Raw genomic sequence first — 16,307 nt, 5'->3', positions numbered from 1 at the left:
TAAAAAAACCCCCCCCCCCCCTGTTGTTTTTTTCCATTGGGGGTGGGGCCCGGGGGGGGGCCCCCCCCCCCGCCACTCACGTGTCAGGTGAGGTTCACCGTCGCGAAGATGTCGCCGGTCGGCTGGGTGGAACCGCCGGGCGGCTCCACACTGAATCCGAGCGCCGTGGACTGGTCGATGTCGTTCACGACCGCGGTTGTCGACGGTGAGACGTCATCGGCTTCCATGATTCCCGCGGACACCGGCTCGTGGGACGGTCCGAGCAGCCACATCTGATAGACGGAACCGGACTCGGGCGGTGGGACGTCGTTCATCACCAGCACTCCGGCGTCGACGTCCTTGGAGTACACGACGGTGGCCGAACCGCCACCGGCGATCGGTGCCACCGCCGTGCGGACGTCGTCGGCCGCGAGGATTTGTGCGGGCACGGGTTGGCCGTCCTCGCTCTGCAACTGCTGGGCAACGGTGATGCCACCCACGGCGAGGACGATCACCGCGGCCGCCGCACTCAGCGCCGCCACGAGACGCCTGCGCTTGCGCGCACGAACCTCGTCCAGTGCTATCGGTGCGGGCGCGGCGGCAGTGCCGGGCAGTGCATCGAGGATGCGCCCGAGCAGGTAGTCGGGCGGATCGACCGCGGTGGACGCGGACTGGGCGGCCATCGTTTCGTGCACGCCGCGGACGGCGTTGTCGAATTCGAGGCGAACATGGGGCGGTGCGCTCTGGACCTCGGTGTCGATCTCGCGACGCTGCTGATCATCGACCGCGTCGAGGGCGTACACCTGAGCGAGGTCGAGGATTTCGTGCTGGGACTCATCCATCGGACTGCACCCCCAGACATTGCTTGAGCCTGATCAATCCGTCTCGAATTCGTGATTTCACCGTGGGAAGCGCTACGGACAGCCGTTCCGACACCTCTCGGTACGTCAGCCCCCCGTAATACGCGAGGACCACGGTTCTCTGCTGGACTTCGGTGAGCGTGCCGAGGCAGTCGACGACGTCGCTGGTGTCGCCGCGTCGGGTGACTTCTTCCGACACCGCGTCGAACGGTCCGTACCAACTCGACGCGCCGTAGGCTGCCTCCCGTTCGGTGCCGGACTGCTCCGACCGCACCCGGTCGACGGCGCGGCGATGCGCGAGGGTGATCAGCCACGACAGCGGCGACCCCTGCTTCGGATCGAATTTCTCCGCGTTGTTCCAGACCTGCAGGTACACCTCTTGGGTGGTTTCCTCGCTGTATCCGGGATCGCGCAGGACCCGCAGCACCATGCCGTACACCCGCGCGCTGGTGCGTTCGTAGAAGTCGCTGAAGGCATCCCGCTCGCCGTGTGCGATACGCGCCAGCAACGCCGTCAGCGTCACGTTCCCCGTGTCCCTGTCGACGCCAGTCATCGGCCCATTCCGTTCATCGATCCACAGCGTCTGCGTAGATCTCATACTATCTGCCAATGGTGTGACGATTGTTGGAGATCGACGTGTGTCACGGCTACCCGCATCACCGTTCGGTGGTGCGGGTTTGACCGTGTCCCACACCGACGCTTGGGATGCAGGAACATGCTGTTTCGGAGTCACCCCCATCCGCGGTGTTGCGGTGGGCAGGCTGCGGCGGACCCGGCGATGCCGCGGCCTGCTCGGCGTGGGACCGTTCTTGTCCCGGGACTTGCAGACCGGCGCGTGCTCGGCGACCCGGATCGTGGGCAGCCGCCCCCGCCGCCGGGTCACCTTGCCTTTGCCGAGCAGCGCCCGTTTGGCCAGGTTCACCCCGGCGACGTGGTCGCGGTTGCCGCCGACCAGGCAGCGGGAACACCACGCGGTGTGATAGCCGCCGGGACGGGCGAGCGGTTCGTCGCAGCCCGGACATTGCGCGGACGATCCGCGGGCCGGCACTGAGACCACCGCGATTCCCACACCCGCGGCGGTGTGCGCGAGGGCGGTAACTGCTTTGCGGCGGGCGGACTGCGCGGCCCGGTTGTTGTTGACCCGTCCGTGTCCGCGGGTCTCGAGGGTGGTGAGGTCCTCCACCCCGATCACCTGCGCGCCCGCCGCGGCGGCGTAGTCGGTGACCTGGCGGGCGAAGTGGAACGCCAGTTCCCGGTTGATCTTGCCCCGTTTGACGCCCACCGCAGTCCGGTGGTCATTCAGGACGGCGATCTTCGCCTCTAGTTGGGCGCGGGCCTCGGGTGGGGCGGTGGCGGCCAGCCGCGTCAACCGGGCCGCCTTGCGGTGCAGCAACTGCCCCTCGGCCTGTAGTCGCGCCAGTTTGATCCCGAGGCCGCGGTCGTCGTAGGTGAAGCCCCGATAATCCGAGGACAGCCCGTCCGAGTTCTCGATGGTGATGGCGGCGGCACCGAGGGTGGACGGGGACCAATCCACCCCGACCGCGACGGTGGCCGATCCCAGGTCACCGGCGGGGACGAGTTCGGTCGCCGCGCACCGCCAGAGTAGACCCCGGCGGTCGAGGACGAGGGTCGGCAGATGCCAGTCGGTAATCGCCCGGTCGAGCAGGTGCCCGGGGATGGCGGCGGTCAGCCGGACCCACCGCCACTGCGCCCGCCCCGCCGGGGCCGGGCATGTCGGTAGCTTCACCGTCAACACCAACTCACGCTCTGTCGCGGTGATCTGCGCGAGCTGCCGATCGGCGGCCGACAGCCGGGCCATCGCCGCGACCTGTGGTGGTCGCTGGATGTCGGTGATCCGCAACCGCGCCGACTGCGCCCCGTCGGTGCGGCGAGAGTGCGCGACGAGCTGGCGCCGTACTCCCCGGGCGAAACCCATTGGCACCCAGTCCGCGGCGGCGGTGGGCGGGGTTATCCGACCGGTGGCCGGGTCGAACCGCTCAGACAGCGCCGCGATCGCCGCATCCCGATAGGCCAGGGTCCGCAGAGACGCCATGACCTGCGCCGTCACCACCCTGGTCACGCGCGAGGGCACGTAGACCCCGTCCGCGTAGACCGGATTCCAGCCCAGGCGGGCCGCGGCGACATGTCCCTGTGCGGGCAGCCTGCGGCCCGCACAGTCCCGTCCGGCTGCGAGCACATCGAACGTAACCGGCTGCCACAGCCGCGCCGTCAACTCGCCGCCGGCGGCCTCGATCAGGTCGAGCAGCCACCTCACCCGGGTGTCGACGTCGTCGAGTCCGACCGGTTCGCCGGTCGCGTCGTCGACCGCCACGTGGACGCGGGTGGTGAACGCGAACTGCCGCGGCGCAGTCGATCCCGGCCCGCTCATGCCGGCCGATCGGGCGACTGGCGCAACCCGAAGGAACTCGGGCTCATCCCTCTCCCGAGAAGAGCCGCCGCCGCCCGACAAGCTCATCGATTACCTCCATTCCCCACGGTCTGCTACCCCACCTCTCGCAGGGCCTCGACTATAACGCCGACCTCCGACAAGTACTGCTCGATCCGCGCCACCGGCGAACCGGGGCAATCGATCCCGCCACATCGCACCACCGCGTGCCGGCCCACGGGCCGCGTCGTCGAGCATCCGCCTGCGCCCCGCCCGCTGCTCCCCTGGGACACGGACCACGATCCCGGTGACGCCGAGATCTCGCACCAATAGCATTATCCCGCAACATTTGTCCTGATCTGTCAACGACACCTCTTGCCCTGCCGAACCCGGCACCCGGCACCCCAATACCTCCGCCATCTCCGGAGTCGCTCCCGCACAACCCGATACAGTCCTGCCGAGATAGGAGCCCTGGTCCGCGGTCGCAGAGTTGGTGACCCGAACCCGCGCGCCGAGACGGCAACCGACTCTCCGTCGACGCCCTTGCGCACCCGACGACTGGCAGCCCACGAACTCCGCAGTCACCAATTCCCGGTCATAGACAGGGGCAAAAACTGATCGAGCGTATTTGGATCGTTTGGCAACAGCTGGGAGCCTAATAGCAGGTTGCGGCCGGTGTGGCCACGTCTGGATCCGAGGGGGTGCGAGCGATGCCGGCATGACACTCACCGCTTCGGCGGCAAGGGGAGGAAGTAGCTGGTTCGCTGCTGGTATTCGGGGTAGCCGGGACGCTGCGACATCGACTTCTCGAGCAGTTTCGCCCCCGTCGCGAACACCAGGAAATACGTCATGACCACGGGAGACAGCACGGTGACGGCGCCGGGCCACACGCTCGCCGCGATGAGCCACAGGCCCCACCACACGCAGGAATCGCCGAAGTAGTTCGGGTGCCGCGTCCACGCCCACAGTCCGACGTCCATGATCTCGCCCTTGTTGGACGGGTCCGCCTTGAACGCCTTCAACTGGTGATCGCCGACCGATTCGAACACGACACCGACTAACCACAGGAGGACACCGAGCACCCCGACGACCGCGCCGATACCGGATGCGGACCCGAGCACGGCCGACACCAGCAGCGGCAGCGAGACGAACCACTGCGCGAGTCCCTGCGTGAGAAAAATCTTCCTGACGACGACACCGGGCGAGTCACCGCCTGCCCGGTCGAGCATCTCCACGTAGCGCGGGTCCTCGCCCTTGCCCGCGGACTTGGCGTACATGTGCCAGGTCAGTCGCAGACCCCACACCGCGACGAGCACCGCCAGCAGCCAGCGGCGCAGTGGGTCGCCGTCGCCGATGACGGCGGCCACGAGCGCCAACAGGACGAAACCGAGGCCCCAGGACACGTCGACGACGTTGTAGCGTCCGATCCGCCGGCCGACGAGGAACGTCGCGGCCTGGAGTACGGCGAGCACCAGAACGCTCGCCGCGGTGACGGCGCCGAAGTCGGACCAGTCGAATCCGTTCATCGGAGCACGCCGGATCCCGCGGAGTCGACCCGCACCGCGGGCATCATCGACCGACCCGCCGCGGTCGGCTTCACGGCCAGGATCTGATCGACGCCCATGCGGCCCTGCTCGAAGCTCATCCCGCCGCCGACGAGGTACAGCCGCCACACCCGGGCCATCTCGAGCCCGACCATCTCGACGACGTCGTCCCAGCGGGACTCGAACTTCTGCAGCCAGGCGTCGACGGTCCAGACGTAATGCTCGCGAAGACCGTGCACGTCGCGCACCTCGAGCCCGGCTCGTTCGAGGTACGCGACGCTCTCTCCGACGGGACGCATGGTCATGTCGGGAGCTATGAACGACTCGATGAACGGGCCGCCGCCGGGATGGCGTCCGGTGCGCGACATCTGCTGGATCAGCACCCGCGCACCGGGCTTCGCGTTGTCGTACAGGGCCTGCGCGTACCGGGCGTAATTCTTCTCGCCCACGTGCTCACCCATTTCGAGGGAGGCGACGGCGTCGAACGGGCCGTCGGGAACCTCGCGGTAATCCTGCAGACGGATCTCGACGCGGTCCTGCAACCCACGCTCGGCGATCCGCTTGTCGATGAACACCTTCTGCTCACGGGAGATGGTGACACCGACGACCTGTGCGCCGTATTCGGCTGCGGCGTGGAGGCTCAGCGATCCCCAGCCGCAACCGACGTCGAGTAGCCGCATGCCGGGTTCGAGACCGATCTTGCGGCACACCAGGTCGAGCTTGTCCCGCTGGGCGTCCTCGAGTCCGTAGTCCGAATCCTGCGGCGTTCCCGGCGCATTCCGGGTGAAATAGGCGCACGAGTAGGCCATCTGCGGGTCCAGGATCAGGGCGTAGAAATCGTTGGAGAGATCGTAGTGGTGGCTGATCGCGGCGCGGTCCCGCAGCACGCTGTGCAGCCGGCCGCGGATGTTCGCCTGCGTGGTGGGCGCGGGGAGCGGCCCGCCCACGACTCCCAGCTTCGCGGCGACGCGCAGCACCTTCGCGACGGACGACGGACTCGGCCGGACTCCGCCGAGCCCTCGTTCGCGGGCCAAAGCCCACACGTGTGCCAGGGCCTCGCCCAGGTCGCCCTCGACGTCGATCTCACCCGTCACGTAGGCCTGTGCGGCTCCGAGTTCCCCGGGGTTCCACAGCAATCGGCGCAGCGCGTCGGGGCTGCGCAGCACCACCTTCGGCGCCATCGGCGGGCCGGCTGTGCTGCCGTCCCACGCGGTCAGATGCACGGGCAGTTCGCCGCGGACGAGCGGACGCAACGCCTTGTCGAGTTCGGCGGCAACGGTCACGGTCAGGCTCCCGTCTTGTCGAGGACGAGCTGCTGGACGTCGATGTAGCCGGAGCGGAACCCGGCTTCCGAGTAGCAGAGGTAGAAATGCCACATGCGACGGAACGTCTCGTCGAATCCGAGTTCCTCCGCCTGCGAGCTGTGCGCGGCGAACCGCTCCTTCCACAACCGCAGCGTCTCCGCATAGTGCTGTCCCATGCTCAGGCGTTCCCGCAGCCGCAGTGCGGTGTGTTCGGCAGTGACGGATTCGATCGCCTCGGTCGACGGGAGGAATCCGCCCGGGAAGATGTACTTGTGCACCCAGGTGTAGGTGTTGCGGGTCTGCAGCATCCGATCGTGCGGCATGGTGATCGCCTGCAGCGCTACTTTTCCACCCGGAGCGAGGAGTTTGTCGAGCACCCGGAAGTAGGTGGCCCAGTACTGATGCCCGACGGCCTCGATCATCTCCACCGACACGATGGCGTCGTACTCGCCGTCGACGTTGCGGTAGTCGAGCAGGTCGATCTGCACGGCGTCGGAGTGGCCGGCCTCGGCGACGCGCCGGCGGGCGAGGCTCTGCTGTTCGCTGGACAGCGTCACCGAGCGGACGACGGCGCCGCGTTCCGCCGCCCGGATGCACAGTTCTCCCCAGCCCGTCCCGATCTCGAGCAGCCTGGTGCCGGCACCGACGCCGGCCTCGTCGAGCAGCCGATCGATCTTGCGGCGCTGCGCGTCCGCGAAATCCTCCCATTTCGGGGTGACCTGTGGGACGGGTGCCCGCAGGACCGTCACGTCCCGCACCTGCCCCACCCGGGTCGGGGTCGACGAGAACAGTGCGCTCGAGTACGTCAGCGTCTCGTCCAGGAACGTCTCGAACATCTCGTTGGACAGGTCGTAGTGCCGGGAGATGTTGGAGCGGGTGTTCTGCTCGGTGTTGCGTTCCTGGGCGGGGTGCTTGGCGACATAGAGTGCGCGCAACCGCTGCAGCGGGCGGGGAATGAGGGTCGCCATCCGTGAGGCGAACACGCTCAGCACCGCGGCGAGATCCGGCGACGTCCAATCGCCGGCCATGTACGACTCACCGAAACCGATAAGACCGCTCGTCCCGACCCGCCGGGCGAACGCGTCGGGATTGCGGATGATCATGCGCGGCAAGATCTCCTGTTCCCGGCGAGCCCCCACCAGGGCGCCGTCCGGGTACTCGATGCGGACGTCGAGGTCGGCGGCCGCGCGGCGGAACAGGCTGTCCGCGACCTTCGCCGACACCGAGGCACGCAGACCGGTCGGCACGTCGGCCAGACCCGGCCAGATCCGGTTGTCGATCCGCGGATCCTCGCCGGTGAACACGAGGTCGGCGGTACTCACGGCAGGCGATGCGTCCATATCGGTGTCCTTGTTCCTTCTCACAGAACTGTCTCCTTCTGCCGGCCGTCGGGCCGAGTCGTGACGGGGAGTCCACGGGCCCACAAAGTGATTCCCTGGATGCGAATGCGAGCCGACACCACGAGAGGTGCCAGGGGAGTGCGTAGTTGAGTCCTCAAAACCGTGCGGCGGGTGGCGGGCTGCCGCGTCCCTCGCACCGTCGCGGTGAACGGGGCGTGCCCGTCCCGGTGGAGCACCACGTTCAGTGAGAGCGTGCCGCCGGGCTCGGGGAGCCGCATCTCGTAACGGCCGCTCACGTCGTTGAACGGTGAGACGTAGAACTGCTTGTCCACCTCGGCGTGGTCGCTGCTGTCGGGCCGGATCAGGTAGCTGTGCCGCTGACCATAGGTGTTGTGGACCTCGGCGATCACACAGCGGAGGCTGCCGTCGACGTCGTGGCACCAGTACACGCTGAGCGGGTTGAACACGTAGCCGAGCACGCGCGCGTTGAGGAGCGCCGTCACCGGCCCGCCGCGAAGGTCGACTCCGTGGGTGGCGAGGAACGCATCCACCCTGGCGCGCAGCGTGTCCGCGCCGGCGCCGGGGTCCGGTTCGAAGTGGTCCTCGGCGCGGAATCGGGCGAACGGACCGAGCCAGCCGGGAAGGCGGGGAAGGTCGTCGACGTCGACGTACCAGCTGTAGCTCGAATACTCGAAACTGTTGCGGACAGGTTCGATACGTGCGTGCCGGATCGTCGTCGAGTAGATCGCCGGCGCGGTCACGACACCGTCTCCCGTTCGCGGTGTCGTCCGGCATGCGTATCCCACGATCCGCCGATCCGTTCGGCGGCGCGCAGACCCGACATCGCCCCGTCCTCGTGGAACCCCCAGCCGTGGTACGCGCCCGCGAAAGCGAACGTGCCGGAACCGAGTTCGCGCAACCGCGACTGCGCGGCCACGGAGTCGGGGGTGTAGACGGGGTGCTCGTACGTCATCTCGGCGACGACCTTCGGCGGGTCGACGAGGTGCTTCCCGCCGAGCGTGACGAGGAACCGCCGGTCGCGCACCGTGTCCAGGCGCATCAGCCGGGTCATGTCGTAGGTGACGATTACGCCCGTCGCATCTGTGCTTGGAGTCAGGTAGTTCCAGGAGGCCCGGGCCTTCTCCGCGCGGGGGAGCAGCGACTCGTCGGTGTGCAGCTGAGCGTGATTGACCGAGTATGGCATGGCGCCGAGTATCTCTGTCTCGAGGTCCGAGGCGTCGCCGAGCAAGGCGAGCGCCTGACGGGGGTGGACGGCCACCACCACGGCGTCGAAGTACCGGACGTCGCCGCGGCCGTCGACGACGCACGCGCCCCCGTCCGGAGTGCGTTCCATCTGCTGCACGGGAGTTTCGAGAAGTATCTCGTCGAGGTGTGCCGCCACCTTCTCGACGTAGCGGGCCGAGCCGCCGGTCACGGTGCGCCACGTGGGTGACCCGAAGACGGTGAGCATCCCGTGGTGCTCGAGGAAGGTGAACAGGTAGCGGGCCGGGTAGTGCGCGGCCGTCGTGGGATCGCACGACCACACCGCGGCGACGAGCGGCGTCATGAAATTCTCGACGAAGTACGGGCTGAAACCGTTGCGGCTGAGGAACTCGCCCAGCGACTCGTGCGCGCTCTCGTCTTCGACGGGGGTGTCGAGCACCGTGCGGGCGCAGCGGTGGAACCGGAGGACCTCGCCGAGCATCCGCCAGTACCGAGGCCGGGCCAGGTTGCGCGCGGTGGGGAACAGCCCGCGGACCCCCTTCGCGCCTGCGTATTCGAGCCCGTTCACGTCGGAACGGATCGACATCGACATGTCCGAATCCTGGGTGGCCACGTCGAGTTCGGCGAACAGGCGCAGCAGGGTGGGGTAGGTGCGGTCATTGTGCACGATGAAGCCCGTGTCGACGTCCACTTCTGCGCCCGAGTCGAGCGTCAGGTGGTGGGTGTGGGCGTGGCCGCCGAGACGGGCGTCGGCCTCGTAGAGGGTGACGCGGTCGTGGCGGGACAGAACGTAGGCGGCGGTCAACCCTGCGACGCCGCTGCCGATCACCGCGACGTTCCTGCGTTCGAGCTTCTCCGAATCATGCATGGCGACCTGCTTTCCGGTCAGTCGGTGCGGCGACGACACCTTCCGCATTGAAGGCGTCGAGAACGAAATCGGCGGTGATGCGATGCCACCACCGAGGCCGGGTGAGCATGAAGTGGCCGGCTCCCGACAGAGGAGTCCACGAGGCGTTCACCCCACGAGCCAGCGCCTGCTCGGTCTGGACCCGGGAAGAGGTGGGATCCGTCCAGCGGTCGGCGGTTCCGTGCGCGACCATCAGGCTGCGGTCGGCGGGCACCAGTTCGCTGTCGGACGCGGGCCACCAGGGTGCGAGCGCGGCGATCGCCCGGACGTTGTCGTGGGCGGCGAGGTGGGCGGCGACGCGGCCGCCCATCGAATGCCCGACGACGGCGACGGGGACGTCCCCGAACCGCAGCCGGGCCTGTTCGACGGCCACCCGGGCGTCGTGCACCGGGCTGGCGTCGGGGGCGTTCCATCCGCGGACCCGGTACTGCAGCCGCTCCACGACGATTCCGTGCCGCCCGAGCGTCGACCTCAGAGACCAGGCCATCCAGGTCATGCGCAGATTCGACAGGTGCCAGCACCGCGAGGGCGCCTGACTGCGTGGTTTGCCGCCGGGCAGTACGAGTACGTACGCCGGGGCGGTGGGTGAGCCTTTCTCCATAACCGTTATTCGGAGCTGAGTTTGCGTCGGATGGGCGCACCCGCAACCGCTCACGTGAGTGGCGAAGCGTGCCCGAGCACACCGTGGCACTCACGTGGGGCACGCGAGAAGCCCGGCGGCATCGGTGTGGAACCGATGCCGCCGAGTGCGGAGAACTGTGAGACGAGGGTGCCTACTGGGGCATCAGGACGGAGTCGACCAGGTACACCGTGGCGTTGGCGGTCTGGACGCCACCACAGATGACGCCGGCGTCGTTGACCTTCAGGTCGTCGCCCGAACCGGTGACGGTGACCGTGCCGCCCTCGACGGTCGTGTGCTGGCCGTCGATGTCACTCGGCGCGATCTGGCCGGGAACCACGTGGTAGGTCAGGACCTTGGTGAGCAGCGCCGGGTCGGTCTTGAGGGTCTCGATCGTGGCCGGGTCGACCTTCGCGAACGCGGCATCCACCGGCGCGAACACCGTGAACTGTCCGCTGTTCAGCGTGTCCACCAGGTTGACCTGCGGGTTGAGCTGACCGGACACGGCGGCGGTGAGGGTGGTGAGCAGCGGGTTGTTGGACGCGGCCGTCGCGACCGGATCCTGCGCCATGCCGCTGACCGAACCGGCACCGTCCGGCACCGTCTTCGCGTACTCGGCGCACCCCGGACCGACCAGGTTCGCGGCGGGATCGGCCATCGCGGACGAGGTCATCGAACCGGACGACATCGACTCGGACGTCATCGCCTCCGAGGCCGAGCCGCTGCTGCTCGACGAGTCGCTGTCGTCCGACGAACACGCTGCGCCCAGCAGGACGAGGGACGTGCTCGCTGCGACTGCCAGAACTCGTGTGGTGATGTTCATGGGTTATTGCCTCTCTCCGGTGTGGGTGCGGATGAGCACCATCGACAGACATTCGGAGCGGTCTCCCGAACGGATGGGTCGAGGTTTTCCCGGATCGACCCATCCGATCCGGAAGAGGCGTCGAATGCCCAGAGAGACCGCATGATCGTGAAAGGACTCGAGATGACACTCTCGAAGGCACGTGGATTCGCCGCAGGACTGCTGACCGCCACTGCGGCCGCGGTGCTCGCGGCGAGCCCGGCACAGGCTCAGCCCGGTGCGCTCGCACCCGTCCAGTCCCTCGACGTCCCGAGGTACCTCGGCACGTGGTACCAGTTGGCCGCTGTGCCACAGCCGTTCAACCTGGATTGTGCGCGGGACACCAGGGCGACGTACGGGCTCGTCGACCCGTCGAACGTCAGCGTCGCCAACTCGTGCACCACCTGGGCGGGAGGGACGAACGGAATCAACGGCAATGCGCGTGTCAACGACCCGGTCACCAATGCGCAACTCCACGTGAGTTTCCCGGACGTGCCGTTCCAGAGTTCACCGGACGGTCCCACCAACTATGTGGTCACCTACATCGCCGACGACTACTCGTGGGCGCTCGTCGGTGACCCGGCACGGGCTTCGGGTTTCGTCCTCTCCCGCAACCCTGCGGTCGACGACGCGGGGTGGAAGCGGATCCGGCAGGTGGTGGAATCGCGTGGCTACAATTCGTGCCTGTTGCTGACGTCCCCGACCACCGGTGGCCGAGAAGGAATTCAGCCGCTCTGTACGGTCTGACGGGCTGCGGAGCCGGTGATGTTCTCCATCATGCCTTTGAAGATGATTCCGTGGAACGGCAGGATGGAATACCAGTACAGCCTTCCGGCGAGGCCTTTCGGGAAGAAGATGGCCCGCTGATCGAGTCGGGACCGGTCGGAATCCACACTGCGGACGCGCCATTCGAGCCACGCCCCGCCCGGTGCCCGCATCTCGGCGCGCAGTCGGAGCAGCGACCCCCGGTCGATGCGTTCGACCCGCCAGAAATCCAAGGGGTCACCGGTGTTGAGCTGCTTCGGGTTCCGGCGTCCACGGGTGAGCCCGACACCGCCGACCACGCGGTCGAGCCAGCCGCGCACCGACCACGCGAGTGGGAACGAGTACCAGCCGTTCTCACCGCCGATGCTCTCGACGACGCTCCACAGCGTTCCGGCGTCCGCGTCGCAGTCCTTGGTACGTTCGTCGGTGTAGACGACCTCACCGGCCCAGTCGGGATCGGACGGCAACGGATCGGACGGGGCGCCGACCGGGGACGCACTGGCCCACGTGGTCTCCACCTCGCCGTTGTCGATGCGCCGCAACGCTAATCGCACGGCGTCCCGGTACGTGGTCAGACCTGCCTTCGGCGGTGGGATGACGTCGTCGATGTCGTGCTCGGAGGCGACGGCGTCGTTGTGGAGCGATTCGATCAGCGCCCGGCCGAGCGAGCGGGGGATCGGGGTCACCAGACCGATCCACAGACCGGCGAGCTTCGGGGTCAGCACCGGGAGGACGAGGATACGACGCTGACGCAGACCGGCGACCTCGGCGTACGTCTGCATCATCTCGCCGTAGCGGATGACGTCGGGGCCGCCGATGTCGAACGTGCGACTGCGCGGCAAGGGTGCCTCGGCCGCGGCGACGAGGTAGTGCAGCACGTCGCGGACCGCGATCGGCTGGATCTTGTTGTTCACCCACCGCGGGGTGGTCATCACGGGGAGCCGGTTGGTGAGGTGGCGGATCATCTCGAACGACGCCGATCCGGACCCGATGACCACCCCCGCCTGCAGAACCATTGTGGGAACACCGGAGTCGACGAGAATCTGCCCCACCTGTGTGCGGGACCGAAGGTGCGGAGAGAGGTCCACCGCGTCGGGATGCAGTCCGCCGAGGTAGACGATCCGGCCGACACCGGAGGTGCGTGCCGCCTCGGCCACGTTCTCCGCGCTGACGCGTTCGGCCTCCTCGAACTCGTCCGAACCACCCATCGAATGCACGAGGTAGTAGACGACGTCCACGTCCGCGAAAGCGGCAGAAAGGGATTCGGGATCGCTCAGGTCGCCGCGGGCGATCTCGACGTCGGACGCCCACGGGACGTCGGTCAGTTTCTCGGGTGAACGCACCAGCACCCGCACGCGGTAGCCGGCTTGCGAGAGCCGGGGAGCGAGGCGTCCGCCGATGTATCCGGTGGCACCGGTGACCAGTACACGTAACTGCGTCATTCCCACACGCTACTCGTCGTTGTCACCGCCTCGCCCGCTATCGCGGCTAAGGTCGGGTCATGGGCATCGTGCATTCGAGCGTGGTCGAGGCCTCGCGGGACGAGTTGTTCGCCTGGCACACGCGGGCCGGCGCGTTCGCCCGGCTCTCACCGCCCTGGCAGCCGCTGAGCCTGGCGAAGGAATCCGAGTCTCTGGAATCGGGGCGTGCAGAATTGCGCATGCCCGGCGGCCTGACGTGGGTCGCGCAGCACGACGCGAAGGAGTACGACCCTCCACGCAAGTTCGTCGACTATTCGGCCGCGCTGCCGCTGCGCCTGCTGGTGCCGTGGCGGCACACGCACACGTTCGACGTGGTGTCCGAGGACCGGACCCGGGTCACCGACCGGGTCGACACGATCGTGCCCGGCCACTTCCTGCGGTCGACGTTCGTCTACCGCCACCGCCAGCTCGCCGACGATATGGACCGGCACCACTGGGCGTCCACCCTCCTGCCGGGTCCCCTCACCATCGCCGTGACGGGGAGCTCCGGTCTCGTCGGCTCCGCCCTCACCGCGTTCCTGAGCACCGGCGGGCACCGCGTGATCCGTCTCGTGCGGCGTGCTCCCAGCACACCCGACGAGCGGCGCTGGAACCCGGACGCTCCTGCCGCGGACCTGCTCGACGGAGTCGACGCCGTGATCCACCTCGCCGGCGCGTCCATCGCGGGACGGTTCACCGACGGTCATCGCCGGGCGATCAGGGACAGTCGTATCGAGCCCACCCGTCGGCTGGCGGAAGTGGCGGCCACGTCCGGGCAGGGACCGAAGATCTTCGTCAGTGCGTCGGCGATCGGGTACTACGGCCCCGACCGGGGCGACGAGGTGCTGCACGAGCAGGACCCGCGGGGCGACGGCTTCCTCGCCGACGTCGTGGCGGACTGGGAGGATGCGGCGAAGCCGGCCGCCGACGCCGGACTGCGGGTGGTCCACGTCCGCACCGGGATCGTCCAGTCCCCGAGCGGCGGCGTGCTGCGCCTGCAACGGCCGCTGTTCGAGGTCGGACTCGGAGGTCGTCTCGGCACCGGAACGCAGTGGCTGTCGTGGATCGACATCGACGATCTGATCGACGTCTACCACCGCGCTGTCGTCGACTCGGGGTTGAGCGGTCCGGTCAACGCGGTGGCGCCGAATCCGGTTCGCAACGAGGAGTACACCGCAGTCCTCGCGTCGGTGCTGCACCGCCCGGCCTTCCTCCCGGTGCCCGATTTCGGGCCGAAACTCCTGCTCGGGGAGCAGGGCGCACGCGAACTCGCCCTCGCCGATCAGCGCGTCGCCCCGGGCACGCTCCTCGAACGCGGCCACCGGTTCCGGCGTCCGGACCTCGACACGGCGCTGCGCCACCAGCTCGGGCGGTTCAAGTCGGACGAGGGGTAGCGCGCCCCGCGTCGTACGCAGCCACGACGCGCTTCGGGGCGGTGAGGCGCCAGGCCTCCTCGACGAGTTCGGCCAGTTCTTCGGCGTCGACGCGGTCGAGGACGACGTCGATCCAGCCCCACCGTCCGAAGAACGGTGCGACCAGGAAGATGTCGGGATCCTCTTGCAGCAGGGCCGCCTGCGTTTCCTTCGTCGCTTTGAGGCAGACGGTGGGGGCGCCGTAACCGACGAGACCGAACATCTTCTTGCGCACGCGGAACGTCGGCTGGTCGCCCCAGTTGGCGATCACCACTTCGTGCGCCTCCGGCAACGCCAGCATCATCGCGCGCACGTCGTGTTCGGTGGGCATCACAGCTCCTGGTCGGGCGGTCGGTTGTCCGGGACCTTTATATCCCCGGCCACCGACAGCTATATCCCCGGCCACCGACAGCTATATCCCCGGCCACCGACAGCCCGGACCGCGGCGGGGTCAGACGAACGCGAACTCGTCTCCGGCGTGGAACTTGGCGAGCGACTCGGAGACCGATCGCCGGGACGGCGGGTGGAAGGCGAATGCGTGAACGGCGGCGGCGAGGTAGCCGATGTCGGAGGACTTGATGAACGCGATCCCGCCGAGCGATTCGACGGCCGCCGCGGACGCGCGGACGAGTGCGTCCCGAATCGCGATGCGCGAGAACAGCAGCCGCACCGAGATGTCCTGTCCGCGTTCGCCTTCGTCGACGGCGCGGGCGATGTTCTCGATTGCGGCCATCGCGTTCTCCACGTCGGCGGCGGCCCGCACGTAACCCTCGTAGTCGTCCTTGCCTGCCGCCAGGAGCCGCTCGAGCAACGCGCTGGCCGCGCCCAGGTAGTTCGCGGTGACGAGCATGCCGAACCACAGGTACCCGGTCATCTCGTGTCGCCCGTCGGGGTCGTCGGCGCCGTTGAGGAGGACGAGGTCGGCGGGCACCGCGACGTCCTCGAGGTGCACCTCGTCGCTCTCGGCTCCCGCGAGAATCCAGCTCTCCCAGAACGGTCGCACCGTAATGCCGGGGGTGTTGGCGGGGATCAGCGCGATCGCCCGCTCACCGGTCTCGACCTCCACGCTGGCGGTGAGCAGGTCCATCGAACTCGACAGGCTGCACGGCTTCTTGCTGCCGTTGACGATGTAGCTCGACCCGTTCCTGGTGGCGCTCATCGTGGGGATGAATACGTTGCCGCCGGTGACGCCCTCGGAGAAGCCGGAGGCGATGACGGCGCGTTGTTCCACCAGGCTCGTGATCAGAGCGCGGTCCTCGTCCGTCGCGTCCTGCGCGAACTCGTTGAGGGTGGCGAGCGACAGATGGTGCATGGTGGTGGCGGCACCGAGCGAGGGTGACCTGCTCCCGATCGCTCGCTGGACCCGCACGGAGTCCAGCGCGGAGGCGCCCAGCCCGCCGGACTCCTTCGGGATGGTCAGTGCGGTACCGCCCGCGTCCCGGAAGCGTCCGATCGCCCCGCTGTCTCTGCCTTCCAGCGTCAGCAGTGGTGTCTCGTCCAGGTAGGTGGCGAGGTCGGGCAGGTACGACTTCAGCGCTGCGTGTTCACGGGCCATCAATGCGGTCATGACACTCCTCGAATGTGTTCGCGGAAATTCCGGATCTCCAGGGAAATCCATAGGCACATTCGGAGCGAGGAGTAATGCGGTTTGGTCGGTGCCACCAAA

General features: G+C 68.1%; 14 protein-coding genes and 1 pseudogene. 2 read left to right on the top strand and 13 right to left on the bottom strand.

All coding sequences use genetic code 11. From position 1 onward, the window contains the following. Positions 1-83 precede the first annotated feature (83 nt). From ACFWAY_RS12575 to ACFWAY_RS12530, 10 genes and pseudogenes are all read right to left on the bottom strand, one after another. Positions 84-821 (bottom strand): anti-sigma factor domain-containing protein, encoded by a 738-nt coding sequence (locus ACFWAY_RS12575; protein WP_378454388.1) that lies wholly within the window; start codon positions 819-821, stop codon positions 84-86. Next, complete coding sequence (locus tag ACFWAY_RS12570; protein WP_378510826.1) at positions 814-1,392, bottom strand: sigma-70 family RNA polymerase sigma factor; 579 nt, start codon at positions 1,390-1,392, stop codon at positions 814-816. Before ACFWAY_RS12570 ends, ACFWAY_RS12575 begins: the two co-directional genes overlap by 8 nt. Before the next feature lie 33 nt (positions 1,393-1,425). Next, positions 1,426-3,228: pseudogene (locus ACFWAY_RS12565) on the bottom strand (zinc ribbon domain-containing protein); the annotation flags it as partial. Positions 3,229-3,950: 722 nt separating this feature from the next. Beyond that, the gene (locus ACFWAY_RS12560; protein ID WP_378510818.1) at positions 3,951-4,751 is read right to left on the bottom strand and encodes a DUF1295 domain-containing protein; all 801 of its coding nucleotides are present in this window, start codon (positions 4,749-4,751) and stop codon (positions 3,951-3,953) included. Beyond that, positions 4,748-6,058 carry a class I SAM-dependent methyltransferase gene (locus ACFWAY_RS12555; RefSeq protein WP_378510825.1) on the bottom strand — a complete coding sequence of 437 codons (1,311 nt, stop codon included), beginning with the start codon at positions 6,056-6,058 and terminating at the stop codon, positions 4,748-4,750. The genes ACFWAY_RS12560 and ACFWAY_RS12555 overlap by 4 nt, the downstream gene beginning before the upstream one ends. Then, the gene (locus ACFWAY_RS12550) at positions 6,055-7,437 is read right to left on the bottom strand and encodes a class I SAM-dependent methyltransferase (RefSeq protein ID WP_378510817.1); all 1,383 of its coding nucleotides are present in this window, start codon (positions 7,435-7,437) and stop codon (positions 6,055-6,057) included. The genes ACFWAY_RS12555 and ACFWAY_RS12550 overlap by 4 nt, the downstream gene beginning before the upstream one ends. Next, positions 7,434-8,174 (bottom strand): DUF1365 domain-containing protein, encoded by a 741-nt coding sequence (locus ACFWAY_RS12545; protein ID WP_378510816.1) that lies wholly within the window; start codon positions 8,172-8,174, stop codon positions 7,434-7,436. The genes ACFWAY_RS12550 and ACFWAY_RS12545 overlap by 4 nt, the downstream gene beginning before the upstream one ends. Further along, a complete protein-coding gene (locus tag ACFWAY_RS12540) occupies positions 8,171-9,505 on the bottom strand; it encodes an NAD(P)/FAD-dependent oxidoreductase (RefSeq protein WP_378510815.1) in 1,335 nt (444 codons plus the stop codon). Before ACFWAY_RS12540 ends, ACFWAY_RS12545 begins: the two co-directional genes overlap by 4 nt. After that, positions 9,498-10,145 (bottom strand): alpha/beta fold hydrolase, encoded by a 648-nt coding sequence (locus tag ACFWAY_RS12535; protein ID WP_378510814.1) that lies wholly within the window; start codon positions 10,143-10,145, stop codon positions 9,498-9,500. Before ACFWAY_RS12535 ends, ACFWAY_RS12540 begins: the two co-directional genes overlap by 8 nt. Positions 10,146-10,317: 172 nt before the next feature. Continuing rightward, positions 10,318-10,986 carry a fasciclin domain-containing protein gene (locus ACFWAY_RS12530; RefSeq protein ID WP_378510813.1) on the bottom strand — a complete coding sequence of 223 codons (669 nt, stop codon included), beginning with the start codon at positions 10,984-10,986 and terminating at the stop codon, positions 10,318-10,320. A gap of 162 nt (positions 10,987-11,148) precedes the next feature. Here ACFWAY_RS12530 and ACFWAY_RS12525 point away from each other — a divergent pair, with 162 nt between their 5' ends. Beyond that, entirely contained in the window at positions 11,149-11,751 is a 603-nt protein-coding gene (locus tag ACFWAY_RS12525) for a lipocalin family protein (protein WP_378454381.1), read from the top strand. Here the strand turns inward: ACFWAY_RS12525 and ACFWAY_RS12520 are convergent. Then, positions 11,730-13,211 (bottom strand): SDR family oxidoreductase, encoded by a 1,482-nt coding sequence (locus ACFWAY_RS12520; protein WP_378510812.1) that lies wholly within the window; start codon positions 13,209-13,211, stop codon positions 11,730-11,732. The genes ACFWAY_RS12525 and ACFWAY_RS12520 overlap by 22 nt on opposite strands. A 59-nt stretch (positions 13,212-13,270) precedes the next feature. Here ACFWAY_RS12520 and ACFWAY_RS12515 point away from each other — a divergent pair, with 59 nt between their 5' ends. After that, entirely contained in the window at positions 13,271-14,623 is a 1,353-nt protein-coding gene (locus ACFWAY_RS12515) for a TIGR01777 family oxidoreductase (RefSeq protein ID WP_378510811.1), read from the top strand. Here ACFWAY_RS12515 and ACFWAY_RS12510 read toward each other — a convergent pair. Both ACFWAY_RS12510 and ACFWAY_RS12505 read right to left on the bottom strand, forming a co-directional pair. After that, positions 14,604-14,972 carry an MmcQ/YjbR family DNA-binding protein gene (locus ACFWAY_RS12510; protein WP_378510810.1) on the bottom strand — a complete coding sequence of 123 codons (369 nt, stop codon included), beginning with the start codon at positions 14,970-14,972 and terminating at the stop codon, positions 14,604-14,606. The genes ACFWAY_RS12515 and ACFWAY_RS12510 overlap by 20 nt on opposite strands. 120 nt (positions 14,973-15,092) lie before the next feature. Beyond that, positions 15,093-16,208 carry an acyl-CoA dehydrogenase family protein gene (locus tag ACFWAY_RS12505; RefSeq protein WP_378454377.1) on the bottom strand — a complete coding sequence of 372 codons (1,116 nt, stop codon included), beginning with the start codon at positions 16,206-16,208 and terminating at the stop codon, positions 15,093-15,095. Positions 16,209-16,307: the final 99 nt, after the last annotated feature.

Source organism: Rhodococcus sp. NPDC059968, assembly GCF_042738615.1.
Taxonomy (GTDB): Bacteria; Actinomycetota; Actinomycetes; order Mycobacteriales; family Mycobacteriaceae; genus Rhodococcus_F.
This window is presented reverse-complemented; position numbering and strand designations above follow the sequence as displayed.

Coding starts and splice junctions, on each gene's coding strand:
- ACFWAY_RS12515 (WP_378510811.1), top strand. CDS start 13,271: ATGGGCATCGTGCATTCGAGCGTGGTCGAGGCCTCGCGGGACGAGTTG.
- ACFWAY_RS12560 (WP_378510818.1), bottom strand. CDS start 4,751: ATGAACGGATTCGACTGGTCCGACTTCGGCGCCGTCACCGCGGCGAGC.
- ACFWAY_RS12525 (WP_378454381.1), top strand. CDS start 11,149: ATGACACTCTCGAAGGCACGTGGATTCGCCGCAGGACTGCTGACCGCC.
- ACFWAY_RS12510 (WP_378510810.1), bottom strand. CDS start 14,972: ATGCCCACCGAACACGACGTGCGCGCGATGATGCTGGCGTTGCCGGAG.
- ACFWAY_RS12540 (WP_378510815.1), bottom strand. CDS start 9,505: ATGCATGATTCGGAGAAGCTCGAACGCAGGAACGTCGCGGTGATCGGC.
- ACFWAY_RS12535 (WP_378510814.1), bottom strand. CDS start 10,145: ATGGAGAAAGGCTCACCCACCGCCCCGGCGTACGTACTCGTACTGCCC.
- ACFWAY_RS12505 (WP_378454377.1), bottom strand. CDS start 16,208: ATGACCGCATTGATGGCCCGTGAACACGCAGCGCTGAAGTCGTACCTG.
- ACFWAY_RS12520 (WP_378510812.1), bottom strand. CDS start 13,211: ATGACGCAGTTACGTGTACTGGTCACCGGTGCCACCGGATACATCGGC.
- ACFWAY_RS12570 (WP_378510826.1), bottom strand. CDS start 1,392: ATGACTGGCGTCGACAGGGACACGGGGAACGTGACGCTGACGGCGTTG.
- ACFWAY_RS12575 (WP_378454388.1), bottom strand. CDS start 821: ATGGATGAGTCCCAGCACGAAATCCTCGACCTCGCTCAGGTGTACGCC.
- ACFWAY_RS12530 (WP_378510813.1), bottom strand. CDS start 10,986: ATGAACATCACCACACGAGTTCTGGCAGTCGCAGCGAGCACGTCCCTC.